General features: G+C 58.2%; 10 protein-coding genes. All 10 read left to right on the top strand.

Annotated elements, in window-relative coordinates; all coding sequences use genetic code 11:
* Positions 1-899, top strand: an 899-nt coding sequence (locus tag AQS70_RS23530) for an SrfA family protein (protein ID WP_241492785.1), incomplete at its 5' end; no start/stop codon positions are given.
* Positions 900-917: 18 nt separating this feature from the next.
* Positions 918-3,965, top strand: a complete 3,048-nt coding sequence (locus tag AQS70_RS01930) for a virulence factor SrfB (RefSeq protein ID WP_055101255.1) — start codon at positions 918-920, stop codon at positions 3,963-3,965.
* Positions 3,962-6,715 (top strand): virulence factor SrfC family protein, encoded by a 2,754-nt coding sequence (locus AQS70_RS01925; protein WP_055101254.1) that lies wholly within the window; start codon positions 3,962-3,964, stop codon positions 6,713-6,715. Before AQS70_RS01930 ends, AQS70_RS01925 begins: the two co-directional genes overlap by 4 nt.
* A 3-nt stretch (positions 6,716-6,718) precedes the next feature.
* Positions 6,719-7,771 carry a hypothetical protein gene (locus AQS70_RS01920; protein WP_055101253.1) on the top strand — a complete coding sequence of 351 codons (1,053 nt, stop codon included), beginning with the start codon at positions 6,719-6,721 and terminating at the stop codon, positions 7,769-7,771.
* Positions 7,772-7,812: 41 nt separating this feature from the next.
* Positions 7,813-9,756 (top strand): vWA domain-containing protein, encoded by a 1,944-nt coding sequence (locus AQS70_RS01915; RefSeq protein ID WP_156354958.1) that lies wholly within the window; start codon positions 7,813-7,815, stop codon positions 9,754-9,756.
* 10 nt (positions 9,757-9,766) lie between these two features.
* Positions 9,767-10,486, top strand: coding sequence for an ATP-binding cassette domain-containing protein (locus AQS70_RS01910; RefSeq protein ID WP_055101251.1), 720 nt, complete (start codon positions 9,767-9,769; stop codon positions 10,484-10,486).
* Positions 10,470-11,693: an ABC transporter permease gene (locus AQS70_RS01905; protein WP_055101250.1), complete on the top strand. Its 1,224-nt coding sequence runs from the start codon at positions 10,470-10,472 to the stop codon at positions 11,691-11,693. The genes AQS70_RS01910 and AQS70_RS01905 overlap by 17 nt, the downstream gene beginning before the upstream one ends.
* Positions 11,683-13,218 (top strand): SUMF1/EgtB/PvdO family nonheme iron enzyme, encoded by a 1,536-nt coding sequence (locus AQS70_RS01900; protein ID WP_055101249.1) that lies wholly within the window; start codon positions 11,683-11,685, stop codon positions 13,216-13,218. Before AQS70_RS01905 ends, AQS70_RS01900 begins: the two co-directional genes overlap by 11 nt.
* Before the next feature lie 32 nt (positions 13,219-13,250).
* The gene (locus AQS70_RS01895; protein WP_055101248.1) at positions 13,251-13,985 is read left to right on the top strand and encodes a hypothetical protein; all 735 of its coding nucleotides are present in this window, start codon (positions 13,251-13,253) and stop codon (positions 13,983-13,985) included.
* Between the two features lie 4 nt (positions 13,986-13,989).
* A complete protein-coding gene (locus AQS70_RS01890; protein WP_055101247.1) occupies positions 13,990-14,493 on the top strand; it encodes a hypothetical protein in 504 nt (167 codons plus the stop codon).
* The last annotated feature ends 17 nt before the right edge of the window (positions 14,494-14,510 follow it).

Below are 14,510 nucleotides of genomic sequence, written 5' to 3'. Positions count from 1 at the left end.
GTTTTCTAGACCCTCTGTATTGCCTTTATCCGCGTGCGGAGTTGCCCGTGGCCCCGCCGCTGGCGCCAGTGACCCCACCGCTAGCCACATCGCCACCTGAGCGCGAGCCTGTCTTGGTCAAGCGTCCTTGGTGGCGCTGGTTGCTGTGGCTGTTGCTCTTGCTGTTACTCCTGCTTCTGCTGCTGTTTGGGCTGCGCGCCTGCGCGCCGGATGCGACACGGCCGGATGCTTCGGTCTCCGGTTGGCAGTGGCCGAGCGTTGAGATGCCTCAAGTCTTTAAACCGATTTTGGGCAAATTAGGCTTTGGCGATGGCGCTTCGGGTCAGGGGTCTGGCATGGGGGGCGGATCGCTGTCGGGCGATGATGGCAGTAAGCCCGCCCCGGTGCCCAACCCAGACAGTGATGCGCCCCCAGAACCCAAGTTGCCCGCCCCGGCTCCCGAGCCCGAGCCCGAACCAGCGCCCGAACCGGCACCGGCACCGCCGCCGATCCCGAGTCCCGGCCCAGACAAACCCGAAGTACCCGGCCAATCGCTGAGTATCCCGCCTGATACGGCTGATGGTCAGGCTGACTTTCTCAATGGACGCTTTCGCGCAGGAGCAGGAATTCAGGATAAAACCACCGGCAAGCCGTTACGACTGGAGTACCAGTTCAAAGACGGTAAAGGCCAAGTCGTTGTGCGCAAGCCCGACGGTGTCAACTGCACCGGCCCGGTTACGGCGGCCATGCAAGCCGGCAATCTGTCCATTAACAGTCAAGGCCAAGCGGCCTGTGGCGACGGCAGCAGCTACGAAATGCCGAAGGTTGATTGCCGTCAGGGTGCCAAAAGCATTGCCGACTGCAGCGGAATTTATGAAGACAAGCAATTCCCCATCTCCATGCGGCAGATGGGCGAATAAGCACGGGAAGATTTCGACATGTTGCCAGAAGTTACCCAGTTTGAAGATGTCGTAAAACTGGTCAGTGATACGGGCATCCAGTTCATGGACTTCGCCTTCCGTCAGGACCAGATCACGTCCCCCAACGGCGCGTTCACGCTGGTCGATGGAGATGTGTTGTGCCGTTTGCAGGTGCACACCGATGAGTCGTACTACTACGACATTGACCATGAGCGACGGCAAAAAGCCGAGCCAGACTTTTGGCTGCCTATCAGTAAGAGTCTCGCGCTGCTGGATGGCCTTTGGCTGCCCTTACCCTTCTTTCGCTATATGCCGCCGTACACCTTTGACCAAGGCCCGAGCAACTGGGCGCGGATGCGTTTCATCAAGCTTGCGCATCCGGACATTGATGGCAATACGCACCGCCTGACGCTGGCCCTCGACACGCGGGTGATCAGCAAAAAACTGAGCATGGCTTACCTGGCCCCCAATGACGAAGACGTCAGCTCCGGCGTGTCGTTTCGGGTGGCGACCAAACTGGCGCAAATGCGCTGGTTCCAAGATTTGCCGTGGGTTAAGGAATGGCTGGTGGAGGTGTTTCGCGAGGCGAGCATCCGGGTCGACCGCGACCTGCTGCAAGATCAGGAAGACGAAAAGCACCCGCAAGCGCACTACTTGAACGTGCTGAGTTTGCTGGAGCGGATTGAGCAAATTGGTCCAAAACCCGCACAACCGGTCATCGTTATGCCCGAGCTGACGGTGATCGCCAATGGCGAGAAAAGCCAGACCAAACCGATCCCTGTTGATCTGATTCTTGACGTCGGTAACTCCCGAACCTGCGGCATTTTAATTGAGAACCAAGGCGTAGACCGCATGGGCCTCAAGAATAACTACGTGCTGGAGTTGCGCGACCTGCTCGCGCCAGAGCATGTGTACAACCAGCCGTTTGAAAGCCGTGTCGAGTTCTCGAAAACGTCGCTGGGTAAAGATCACTTTTCGAGCAAAAGCGGGCGCCATGATGCGTTTCAGTGGCCGACCATTGCCCGTGTTGGCAACGAAGCCGGGCGTCTAGCCAGCCTGCGCCGGGGCACGGAAGGTTCAACCGGGCTGTCTAGCCCCAAGCGTTACTTGTGGGATGAAAACCCCTACGACCACGGCTGGCGCTTCAATAACGCCTACATCAAAAGCGACAGTGAGCCGCCTGCTACAGCAGCCCCGTTCTCGCACTTGATCAACAACATGGGCGAGGCGTTGTACAGCCTCCCTGAAGACGATCAAGTTCCGGTTTTCAAGGCGCTCTACTCGCGCAGTTCGTTGATGACCTTTATGTTGGCCGAAGTCTTGACCCAGGCTTTGGCGCAGATCAACAGCCCGGCCCAGCGTGCGCGTCAAGGTAAAACCGGGATCCCGCGTCAGCTCAACAGCATCACCCTCACCGTGCCGCCAGGGATGCCACAAGCTGAGCGCAGCATTTTGGGTAAGCGCATGTCGCAAGCCATCGGCTTAGTCTGGAAAAGCATGGGCTGGCACGACAGCGACGAAGATCCCTACACCGATGAAGCTTCGCCTCCGACAACGCCGATGCCGCTGGTCAATATCGACTGGGATGAGGCTTCGTGTGGGCAACTGGTGTACCTCTATACCGAAATTGCCGAAAACTATGCGGGCCACCCTGAAGAGTTTTTTGCCACCCTCGCCCGGCCTGACAAAACTGAGCGCGATCGTATTACCGTCGCCAGTATTGATATTGGCGGCGGCACCACTGATCTGGTGATTACCGAATACCGAATTGACCCCGGCGCTCGTGCAGTGAGCGGCATGAATGTGCATATCGTCCCCAAGCAACTGTTTCGCGACAGCTTCAAGATAGCGGGCGATGACATCCTCCTCGATATGATTCACAGCGTCGTGCTGCCCAGCCTTGAGCGCGGCTTCAAAGACGCCAAGGTTGAGTCGCCGGACTCATTGCTGTCACGTTTGTGCGGCAGTGAAACCATCAGTACCCAAAACGAGGTGTTGCGCCAACAACTCAACCTGCAGGTATTAACGCCGCTAGGGCTGGCATTGCTCAAAGCTTACGAGCAATTTGACCCGTTGGCTCCCACCTCCCCCGTGACGTACACCTATCGACAATTGCTGACCGAGAGCGACATTAACCTCAGCGTGTTGAACTACGTCAGCGGGGCGGTGCGCCGTGATACCGGTGGCGAGGTGTTTGACCTATTGGACACGAAGATCACCTTCGATCTGCGTGCCATTCACGACATGTTCCTCAATGGCGGCGTGAACATTGGTAAGCCGCTTAGCGCGCTGTGCGAAGTGATTGCGCATTACCCTTGCGACGTTTTGCTGCTGACCGGCCGCCCTTCACGGCTACCAGGCATTCAGGGTTTTATCCGGCAGAACCTGCCGCTGGTGCCGGGTCGTATCGTACCGATGCAAAGCTACCGTACCGGAGGGTGGTATCCGTTTCATAAAAACGGCCTGATCGACGACCCGAAAAGCACAGCGGCGGTGGGCGCGATGCTCTGCCTGCTGTGCGCAAACCATAGTGTTCACGGCTTTTACTTCCGGGCAGACAAGCTGATTCCTTACTCGACCATCAAGCATATTGGGGTGATCGACTTGGAAAATAGCATCCGTGATCGCGACGTACTGTTCCGTGATATCCGTACTGAGCGTGGCTGTATCCAGTTGGCGGGTGACAGCGAAGAGGAACAGTCGGTGACGCCTGCATTGGCGATGCCTTCAGCCATCCGCTTGGGCTTTCGTCAGTTGAGCGTCGAGCGCTGGGCAGCCTCGCCGCTCTACAGCTTGAGCTTCACCGACGAAGGCAAGCGAAAGATGGCGTCCGGTACCCGAGACGGCAGCGGTGCCGTGGCCAGCGTTCGTTTCAAAGTCGCCAAAAACCCAGAGAGCGTCAACGCTGGGCTGGTCAGCGATCAGTTAGAGATACGCAGTGTCAGCTCCAACACGGCGGAGCGCCTGGACAAGAATGACGTCCACCTGCAACTAAACACCCTGCTGGTGTCCAGGCTCGGCGACAACACCTATTGGCTAGACAGCGGAACAGTGAAGCACTCATGAACGACCTGACCCCGGAACAAAAAGCATTGTCTGCTCGCTGGGCAGCCGTTCATGCCGGTGCGGCGCAAGCCTTGGACTGGATTGAGCAAACGCGTGCAACAGCGCCAAGCCTAGACGGGCAGGCCGATGACTTGATTTACGACCTGCACCGCGTGCGTAACGAGGCGGCGAACTATGAGCGGGCGGCAAGCCGACCAATGACGCTGGGTTTTTTCGGCATCTCGCAAGCGGGTAAGTCATACCTGATCTTGTCGCTGGCCGCAGGTCAGAACGAGCGCCTTGAAACGATGATGGGCGGGCGCCGCGTCGACTTCCTGAAACACGTCAACCCGGCGGGTGTCGGTAAAGAAGCCACCGGCCTGGTAACGCGTTTCAGCCGACGTGCCACGCCTTCGCAGGACGACCAGTTTCCTGTCGAGCTGAAGCTGTTGGCTGAAGCTGACTTGATCAAGATGTTGGGTAACTCTTGGTTTAAGGACTTTGATCAGTCGCGGGTCACGTTTCGCATCACCGATGATGTGATTCAGGCGGCATTGAAACCGTTTGAGGGGCGTGAAAACGGGCCTTTGTTGCCCGGTATCAGCGCCGACGATGTGGTGTCGCTGTGGGACTACTTCAAAACCAGTTTTGCCAATGCTGTCAGCCTGCTCGATCACGCCTATTGGCCGCGGGTGCTCAAACTGGCCCCGCGCCTGACGGTGCCAGAGCGTACGCAACTGTTTTCGCTGTTATGGGGCAATGAGTCCGCGCTAAAAGGCGTCTACGCTTCGCTGGCGGGCAGCCTGCACCAATTGGGTTTACCAAGCACCGTTTACGCGCCGCTGCACGCGCTCTTCCGTCTCGATGAAAAGGGCCGTGAAGTTCAAAGCGACAGCATCATGAGCGTCGACATTCTGGCCCGTTTCGGCACAGACAAAGACCATCCGATTGATGTGCGCCCGCTGAATAACGACCAACTGCAAACACCTCGCAGTGTGTTGGTATCGCACTTGGCGGCGTTGACCTCGGAGATGACTTTTCGGTTGGTTGAAACCCCCAAAGATCCGATTGTGAATGACGTCGATCTGCTCGACTTTCCTGGGTATCGCGGGCGCATGTCGCTGGTTGATTTTGCCAACTTCAATGACCCGGACTTGCGCGAAGGTGACAACCCGGTGTCGCAGCTGATTTTGCGCGGCAAAGTGGCGTACTTATTCGAGCGTTATACCGATAACCAAGAAATGAATGCGCTGGTGCTGTGCACCAACTCGAACAAAGGTATCGAGATCAACGAAATCGGACCGGTGCTGACACGCTGGATTGAAAACACCCAAGGTGCAACGCCCAAAGAACGCGCAACCCGCAGCAGCGGTTTGATCTGGGCCATGACCATGCTCGACCTGCGCATCAACGCGATGGTCAAGATGGCACCGGGCCTGCGCCCCGGTAGCTGGGGCGGAATGATCCAGTCGGCGATGACCGAGCGTTTTGGCCGTCATGACTGGCTCAACGACTGGGCCGACGGCGAGCCGTTTAACAACACCTACCTAGTGCGCAAGCCGCATGAAGATTTCGCGTGTGTTGGCTACGACAGCAACAAGCTCGAAACCGGGATTCTGCCCGAGTATCAACCGGTGCTGGATGACATCGGTAGCGCGTTTGAGGAAGTGCCCGAAGTGCGTCGGCACTTCCATCAGCCCGCTCAAGCTTGGCAGGCGGTACTCGATGGTGATGGCGGCATGAGCCGTATCATTTGCGGTATCAAGGCGGTCGCCAGCTTGGCGTTCAAACTCCAGCGTCAGCGTGAACGGCTCGAAGAGCTACTCGCCACGTTCGCGACTCAAGGCGTGTCCGAATGGCACATGCCGGACGGTGATGGCGCTATTGAAGCCAAGCGTGCCCAGGCGCAGATGATTTATTCCGGCCTGCGTCTGCGCGGCCAGAAACTAGGTGACCTCATCAGCCATCTGCAATTGCCGGTGGCTACCGTACGTGAGCTGTACCTCAGTGGTGATTACGATAACGAAGCACTTATCGCCCCTGATGAGCAGGTCGAGCCAGATGTGACGCCCGTTAAGGGGGTCAGCAGTGGCTGGGCGTTCGATGACGGTTATGACGATGAGCCTGCCAGCGGTAAGGCGGTGAAAGCAGATGCGCCGTTGGCCAAGCCACAAGGCCCGCAAAACAGCGCTCAACGCTTTGCCCGCGCGGCGTTTAACGCGTGGATCTCACACTTGCGTCATCTGAGTAACAACACCGGTTTGCTTGCGCTATTGGGTTTTGACAAAAAGCTGATGGATGCCGTGGTGGCTGAAGTGATCGTGGGCGCTTATCGCGCTCAGGTGCTGGAGCAATTGAGCATGGCTGTCTCCAAGTGCTCTGAGACTAACGCCCGCCGTGAGCGACTGGCCGAGCGCCAAGTGCTTGAGGTGCAAATGGTGTTGCGCGACTTTATCTCCTGGTTTGGTTTTTTCACCCAACCGTTGACTGAACGCCCAGCCAGCCGCGCCAGACATGGCAACCCAGTGTTCGGTTTTTACCCGCCGGTAAATACCGATCCTGCGCCTTCATCGCAAGAGTCTGACCCTGAACATTACCTGCCGACCCTGCCCGAAAATGTCGGCATGCCGGCTATGACGTTCCTGACGGACTGGATGTCGGCACTGGCTGCGATGACCGAAGCGAATGCCGGACATGGTGCTGGTAGCGAAATAACCCCCGAACAAAATGAACGGCTGGGCCTCGTGCTCAAGGCCTACAAGGCGATTTAAGCAATGTCGATTCGAGTCAATTTGCTCGCTTTAGAGCCCCATGCCCACGGATATGCCCGTCTGGTGATTAAAGGCTGGAAAGGCTCGCCTGAGCATCTGGAATTCAGCCTCCAGCGCAACAGCGACGATCACTACCTGCATGAAGGTCAGGTGTGGAGCAACAACCCTTTTTGGTTTCAAGTGCCTGAGTTTCCGCTAGCCGCCGATGGTAAAAGCCTAGAAGTACTGGTTGGCCCGCAGATCGTTGATACGTTGCTGGAAGGGAGTGTGGACACCTCGTTCAGCTTCGTGCTCAACGAGCCCGCAACAGGGGTCAAGGATAACGGGGTGGTTCTGCCGGGTAGAGGCGTGACCTCCCGAGCGGCTGGCGATGAGAAAGCTGCGCCGCCGGTATGGAAGGGCATCATTCTGGCGGATGCGTTGAACTCTGCCCCCGTCGCGCCGGTTGAAGCCTCTGCGGTGGTAGTGGCCGAACCCGCGCCTACGCCCGAGCTTGAACCGACAGTGAAGCCCGAGCCGGTTATCGAACCGGTCGCCGCCGTAGTTGCTCCTGCTCCTGCTCCGCCACCGGCTCCCGGCAAAAAGAAAGGTTGGATGATCCCCTTAGTGATTGCTCTGCTGGTGCTGGCGGTCATTGCGGCTGGCGCAGCGTTCTGGCTAAACAAAAAGCCCGACAACGTGAGCGCTCCTGCCCCTCTCCCAAAGGGTGATGAAGCCTGCACCCTGGAAAGCATGTCCACGTTGCCTGAGCTGACCTTTGTTCAGACCTGCATTAAAAAGTCGCCCGGCAGTGCCGAGTTACTAGAGATCATCAACGTGGCTAAAGCCAATAATCACTGCGGCATTGCCCAGCGTTTGTACGCTAACCGTGCCCAAGCCGGTGACCTGCAAATCGCAACCGCTTACGCCCACGAGTACGACCCAAAGTTCCATCAGACCAGCCAGTGCTTCGCTGAGCCTGATAAGGCGACTGCCGCGTATTGGTACGAAACCATCCTGAGTCAAGAGCCTGAAAATGCTGAAGCTAAAGCGCGTTTTGAGGAGTTAAAGCCGTGAGCTATTTTGCATGGGCTACTCGAACCTTACTGGCGTTGTGCATGGGCAGTGCTGCGGCCCATGCCGATGACAAGCCGCTGATTCAAGAAGGCAAGAAAACCCTGTTCCAGCGCGTGCTGACCACCCCAGGGTGCAAACTCAGCACCGCCGCCGGTGGCGATGCCGGGGTCGCGCAACCGACCTTTAGCCGCTTCTACGTGTACGAGCGCGCTCAAGTGGCGAATGCTCAATGGCTCAAGGTAGGCCCGGACAGTTACGGTAAAACCGTGGGCTGGCTGCCTGCCGCGTGCACCACTGACTGGAAAATGCAGCTCACGCTAGCGTTCACCAACCCGGCCAACCGCGACCGGTTGATGTTCTTCAAAGACCGCGCCACCTTGGAAGGTATCCTCGATGCGCCAGATCCGGTGAGCAAGGTCGCGCCGCTGCGAGCCAAGCTCAAGCAGGGCACATTGGCCCCCGGCGTGCTGGCCCAGGAGCCGGAATACTTTGTCGACCTGCACAAGCAGTTCTACTTGCTACCGGTGCTGAGCGGCGAAGAAGTCATGACCGAAGAAGGCTTTCGCACGCGCCTGCTTAACGTCGCGTCGGTGAGCAAGGCGGATGACAAAGCGCTGCAAGCTGGCGCCGCCGCAACGCCCGATGCGGGCGCGGCCAAGGCCGGTCAGTTAAAGGAATTCAGCGCCGCGGTGGTGTTTGTGATCGACTCTACGATCTCAATGGACCCTTACATCGAGCGCACCCGCGAAGCGATTCGCAAGGTCTACAAACAGATCGAAAGCGAGAACCTAGGCAACCAGGTTAAGTTCGGTCTGGTCGCATTCCGCTCCAACACCAAGGCCGTGCCGGGGCTGGAGTACGTGAGCAAAATGTACGCCGACCCGAACAAGGTGACGGGCAGCGAAGACTTCCTCGCCAAGGTGGCAGATCTCAAGCAGGCAAAAGTATCGAGCAAGAGTTTTGATGAAGATGCCTACGCGGGTGTGATGCACAGTATCGATAACGTTGACTGGTCGCAATTTGGCGCCCGTTACGTGGTGCTGATTACCGACGCGGGGGCTCTGGAAGGCGAGGATACGCTCAGTAGCACCGGGTTGAGTGCTGATCAAGTGCGGCTCGAAGCCGCCAACCCCGGCGTGGCGATTTACACCCTGCACCTGAAGACTCCCGCCGGGATCAAAGATCACGCTAAAGCTCAAGCGCAGTACGAGAACCTGTCGACTTATCCGGGTACTAACACGTCGCTGTACTACCCGGTGAACGCCGGTGATGTGAAAGCGTTTGGTCAAAAAGTAGACGCCTTGGCCGAGGCTATTACCTCGCAAGTCAAAGCTGCTTACATGGGTGAGGATGCGATTGGCAGTGCGCTGAATGCCAAGCAAGACGTGGCCGCTCAAGGCGATCCGGCGCAGCAGAAAATGCTCGATGACGCGGCCTTGATCGGTCACGCCATGCAACTGGCGTACTTGGGCGAAAAAACCAACAGCCAGGCGCCGCCCGTGTTTCAGGCGTGGATCACGGACCGCGATTTGATCAAGCAAAACATCCCGACCACCGATGTGCGAGTGCTGCTGACCAAGTCGCAGCTCAGCGACTTGAGTGACGTGATGAAGCAGATTCTGGATGCCGCCAACGAGGGGCTGATCTCGCCGACCGAAATGTTTGATCGCCTGCGCTCGGTGGCAGCCACGATGGGCGCCGATCCGAATCAGTTAAAGCAGAACAGCACTGCCAAACTGGCGCAAATGGGCGTGCTGGGTGAGTACCTTGAAGACCTGCCGTATCAGAGTGAAGTCCTCAACCTGGATGAAGAAACCTGGAAGAGCTGGGACGGTCTGGCGCAAGAGAAATTCATCCGTAACCTGAGCACCAAACTGCGTCACTACCAGCGTTACAACGCTGACGTGGACCGTTGGGTGGCCTTGGCCAAAGACAGCGATGCACGGGACAACGTGTACCCGGTGCCGCTGGAAATGATGCCCTAACGAGACGCTCATGCTCGATATTCAGGACCTGCTCGTGCGCCGTGGTAGCGGCGCTCAGGCGCACAGCGTGCGTTTGCCTGCATTGCAGATGAAGACCGGTGAAATTTTGACCATTACCGGCGAGAGTGGCTGTGGCAAAAGCACCCTGCTTGAGGCGATCGGCCTGTTGTTGCATCCCGTTGAACTGGGGCATTTCAGCCTCGGCCCGGACCGCCATCAGCCACAGGCCGCGGCCCTGGATATTGCGCTGTTACTGGCCCGTAACGACCAGCCGAGTTTGTCGGCAGTGCGGTCGCGGCACTTGGGTTTCATTCTGCAAAGTGGTGGCTTACTGCCGTTTTTGAGCGTGCGCGACAACATCAGCTTGCCCCGGCGTATGCTCGGGATGGCCGCTAACAGCGAGCAGGTGGACCGCGCCGTAGATGCTCTGCGCCTCACGGGTTTGCTGGGCAAGTTGCCGCAGGCTTTGTCGATCGGCGAGCGCCAGCGCGTGGCCTGCGTGCGGGCTATCGCCCATGAACCGCAATTGTTGTTGGCCGATGAGCCCACGGCGTCGCTCGACCCGCACAGCGCTCGGCGCCTGTTTGAACTGTTGTTGAGTCTGGTGAGCGAATTGGGCTTGAGTGCATTAGTGGTGTCCCACGATTGGGCGCTGGTGCGCGACTTTGGTTTGCCGCGATTGGGCGCGATCAGTTGTCAGGGAGAGACACGTTTTGAAGCCATGGATTAGTCGCCTCGGCTTGCTCGGGTCGCTGGCGATCGAAGATCTCTGGCATGACCGCAAGGTGTCGTTTTGCATCGCCGCATCACTGGTTGCGGTGATTGCGCCGCTGTTGTTGCTGTTCGGGCTTAAGCACGGGGTGGTCAGCCAATTGCAAAACGAGCTGCTCAGCGACCCGCGCAACCTTGAAGTGAAAATGCTCAGCAGCGGCAATTACGACACCGCTTGGATAGAAGATGTGCGCCAGCAGCCCGAGGTCGGTTTTGCCATTGGGCAAACCCGCTCACTGAACACTCAGGCCGACTTGCTGATGGGCCTGCAACGCTTTGTCGAAAACGCCGAAATCATCCCCACTGACGCTCACGACCCACTGCTTAACCTGCCGCAGACCCACTTGAGTGGCAACCAAGTGATCCTCAGCGCCCGCGCTGCGCAACGCTTGCAAGCCACAGTCGGGGACAGCGTGCGTTTGCGCGCGCCGCGTCGCCTAGACGGCATCAATGAACGGGGCGAGTTGAATCTGGTGGTGGTGGCGGTGCTTGATGCGGCCCGCTTTGGTCGGGCAGCCGGGTTTGTCGCGCCACCATTGCTGCTTGAGCTAGAGCGCTTTCGCGATGGTTATCAGGTGCCGGCGTTTGGTCTGGACAGCGGTAAACCGCAGGCCGACCTTAAACCGCTGTACGCCCGTGCCCGCGTGTATGCCCGCGATATTGACAGCGTGGCGCCGCTGGAGCGCTGGCTAAACCAACAGAACATAGACACGTCGAGCCGTCTGGCGGAAATCGACAACGTTAAAGCCATCAATCAGGTGCTGGGGCTGATTTTCGGCGTGATTGCCGGGGCGGCCTTGATCGGCTGCATTGCTTCGATGGTCGGCGCGTTTCTGGCCAACATCGACCGCAAGCGCAAAAGCCTCGCGGTGCTGCGTCTGTTGGGCTTCAGCAGCCTGGCCGTGGCCGGTTTTGTCATCGCCCAGGCCATGCTCCTGAGCCTGATCGGCTATGTCGGCGGGTTGGGGCTTTATGGCGTGGGCAGCTTGTTGTTCGATCACTTGCTTGGCAGCAGTCAGGCCACGGGCACTTTTGTCTGTCACATCACGATCTGGCATGGGCTGGTGGCCCTACTGATCGCCTTGTTGGTCGCCGCACTGGTCGCCGTCATCGGCGCACTGCGGGCCATCAGCATCCAACCTGCGGAGAGTTTGCGTGAGCTTTAAACGTGTGGTGTTGCTCACATCCCTGAGCTTTGGTTATTGGCTCAATGCGTCGGCGGCGAGCTGGGACGAGAAGTTTTACAACCCGGCACCCGAGGCCAATGACGTGGTGCTGCCGATGCCGTGCGACGGTGCGATGGTGTTTCGCAAAGTGTTTATCCCGGTCACCGGGCCGCTGGATGACTACCCGATCAATATTGGGCAGGACAGCCCCGAGTGGGGGTATGTCGAGCAGAAGCGCCCGGCCTTTATCGCTGGTAGCTTCACAGGCGCCAAGGGTGACAAGTCGCGTTACTACCTGATGGCCAAGTACGAGATGAGCCAGTTGCAGTATCAGGCGCTGACGGACGAAACCTGCCCAACACCGTCGAACAAACTGCGCTTGCCGCAAGTGGCGATCAGTTGGGTGCAGGCCATCGAGGCGGGCGACAAATACAACCTGTGGTTGCGCAAAAACGCGGCCGCCAAGCTGCCCAAGGAAGACGGTGCGCTGGGCTTTTTGCGTCTGCCAACCGAAACCGAATGGGAGTTCGCCGCCCGTGGCGGGCTGGAAGTGGGCGCGGCCGAGTTCAGCGACACGCGCTATCCAATGCCAGAAGGCTTGAACGCCTATGAATGGTTCGGTGGTGCCCAGTCGTCCAACGGCAAGCTGCAACTGAGCGGTCTGCAAAAGCCTAATCCGCTGGGCTTGCACGACATGCTCGGTAACGCCGACGAGATGATGTTTGAGCCTTTCCGTTTGAACAAACTGGACCGCCAGCATGGGCAGGCAGGCGGCTATGTGGTGCGCGGCGGCAACTACTTGACGCCGCAAGCCGATTTGCGCACCTCGTTGCGCAAAGAAGAGCCGTACTACAACGCGGACGGCCAAGTGAAAAACAAAACCACCGGCCTGCGGCTGGTCATGGTGTCGCCGACCCTGACCTCGCGTGAGCGAGTGGGCAGCATTGAGCAGAGCTGGAAAAAGCTCGGCACGGGTGCTCAAGAAGGCGATCAGGGTACCGTGCACGAACTCAACACGCTGGCCCAAGGGGTTGAAGACAAGGCCCTCAAAGAGAAGCTGCGAACCTTGGAAAACCAGTTGCGCGCCAGCAACCAGCAACAGGAAGAAACCCGTGATCAGGCGATTCGCGCGAGCCTCAACCTAGGTGCCTTCTTGTGTACCAAGATGCTCGATGACGGCCAGTACCTAGATTTCTTGCAAAAAAATTACGCCCTCAACTGCGAGTCCGAAGACAAGGACCCGAGCTGCGACATGCGCAAAGGTAAGCTCGATGAGCAGAAGGACCGCCTGCACAAACTCAGCCGTTACTACGCCAGCAGCCTAGTGGAGTCAGCGTCCTTGTACGGTCAGCCGCTGCTTGAGGCGCAGGTGCCAGTGATGGAAGAAATCATCAGCCAGAACAAACAACTGCAAGAACTCAAGCCGTATTTGCGCACGCACTGGGCCAATCAGAAGACCTACCTGCAAAAGCAAAAGATCGACACTGACGCTTGGTTGAAGCGTTGCAAAGCGGTCACCCCCTAAGCCCACTACATGCTTCAACAAGGAGAAATACAATGATGCGCAGCCTGTTGGCCTCTTCCAGATACATGATGTCTTTCGTGCTCATAGCCGGCGTGCTGTTGACCGGTTGTGCCTCAACAGGCAGCAACTCTTTGGGCATGGGGGCGCCGGCGCCGGACCCGCGTTTGACCCAAGGCACGGATGCCCAGTTCTTTAGTAAGTCGGGCTATCAAGCCTGTGCGATGGGCGCAGGCGCAGCGGTATTGGCCTGTGTGCTGAGCAACCCCAACAACAAGGCTGTGTGCATGATCGCGGCGGGTGTGGCGGCGTGTGGCGTGGCGATGGGTGCTAACTACTACGTGGACCAGCGTCGCAGTGAATACGCTGACACCAACCAGCGCTTGCAGAAATACAACAGCGACGTGCAGTTGGACACGCAAAAAGTCGTGATGCGTACGGCTACCGCGCAGCAGGTCATTGACGATGACAAAGTGCAGGTTGAGCAGATCAAGCGCGACCTAGCGAGCAAGAAAATCGATAAGGCTCAGGCGCAAAAGCAGATCGCGAGCATCGACAGCAACATTGAACAACTGCGCCTTGAAGTTAAAAACATGCAGAGCAAAGTCACCGGTTACAACGATGCCATGAAGGTCGAGCGCAGCCAGGGCGCGGGTCCTGAGCTCCAGCAAATCGACGCCAACATCGCCAAGATGAACCAGAAAGTCGTCAGCCTGCAAAAAGAAGTTGATGGTTTGTACAGCCAACGCTCCGCGATCACGTTGGGTTGAAACCATGAACGCACGATTGATTGGGGTGTTGGGGGCTGTACTGGCGTTGTCCGGTTGCGCCACTCAGCCGGGCGAGTGTGATGCCGGCAACCGCGACGCAGGGCTGTTCACCAAGGTGAATTGCGATGCGGGCGGCGGCTACAGCGCGCAGATTCGAGAAAACGAAATGGCACTGGCCCAGTCGCAGCAAGAGAACGCGATGTTTCATCAGGTCTACGAGGATATTGCCGCGCAACAAGCCGCCTCACGAGCCAACGTGCAAGCGCAGCAACAATCCCAGGCCGCGTTGAATCAGTCGCTGAGCCGGTTACTCGGCTCGCTCAAGGCGCGCAGCGGTAACAAGGCCCAAGTACAGCAGCAGATCGCTGGCCTAGAGCAACAGCTCAAGGCCGCGCAAGTTGCACCGGTGAGCGCCGCTCACCCCGCGCAGATGGCAGCCAAGCAGCAGGAGCTCAAGGCACTGCAAAAGAAGGTTAACCAGCTGCAATTCAGCCTCGGTTACGAATAAGCCTTGCAGGCCTCTCC

Origin of the sequence: Pseudomonas endophytica (genome assembly GCF_001411475.1) — a bacterium.
Lineage (GTDB): Bacteria > Pseudomonadota > Gammaproteobacteria > Pseudomonadales > Pseudomonadaceae > Aquipseudomonas > Aquipseudomonas endophytica.
The sequence above is the reverse complement of the archived record's forward strand: the minus strand, read 5'-3'. Positions and strand labels throughout refer to the sequence as shown.

What these genes read in the sequence shown, in the direction of transcription:
- AQS70_RS01930 (WP_055101255.1), top strand. Translation starts at nt 918, where the DNA reads ATGTTGCCAGAAGTTACCCAGTTTGAAGATGTCGTAAAACTGGTCAGT.
- AQS70_RS01925 (WP_055101254.1), top strand. Translation starts at nt 3,962, where the DNA reads ATGAACGACCTGACCCCGGAACAAAAAGCATTGTCTGCTCGCTGGGCA.
- AQS70_RS01920 (WP_055101253.1), top strand. Translation starts at nt 6,719, where the DNA reads ATGTCGATTCGAGTCAATTTGCTCGCTTTAGAGCCCCATGCCCACGGA.
- AQS70_RS01915 (WP_156354958.1), top strand. Translation starts at nt 7,813, where the DNA reads ATGGGCAGTGCTGCGGCCCATGCCGATGACAAGCCGCTGATTCAAGAA.
- AQS70_RS01910 (WP_055101251.1), top strand. Translation starts at nt 9,767, where the DNA reads ATGCTCGATATTCAGGACCTGCTCGTGCGCCGTGGTAGCGGCGCTCAG.
- AQS70_RS01895 (WP_055101248.1), top strand. Translation starts at nt 13,251, where the DNA reads ATGATGCGCAGCCTGTTGGCCTCTTCCAGATACATGATGTCTTTCGTG.
- AQS70_RS01890 (WP_055101247.1), top strand. Translation starts at nt 13,990, where the DNA reads ATGAACGCACGATTGATTGGGGTGTTGGGGGCTGTACTGGCGTTGTCC.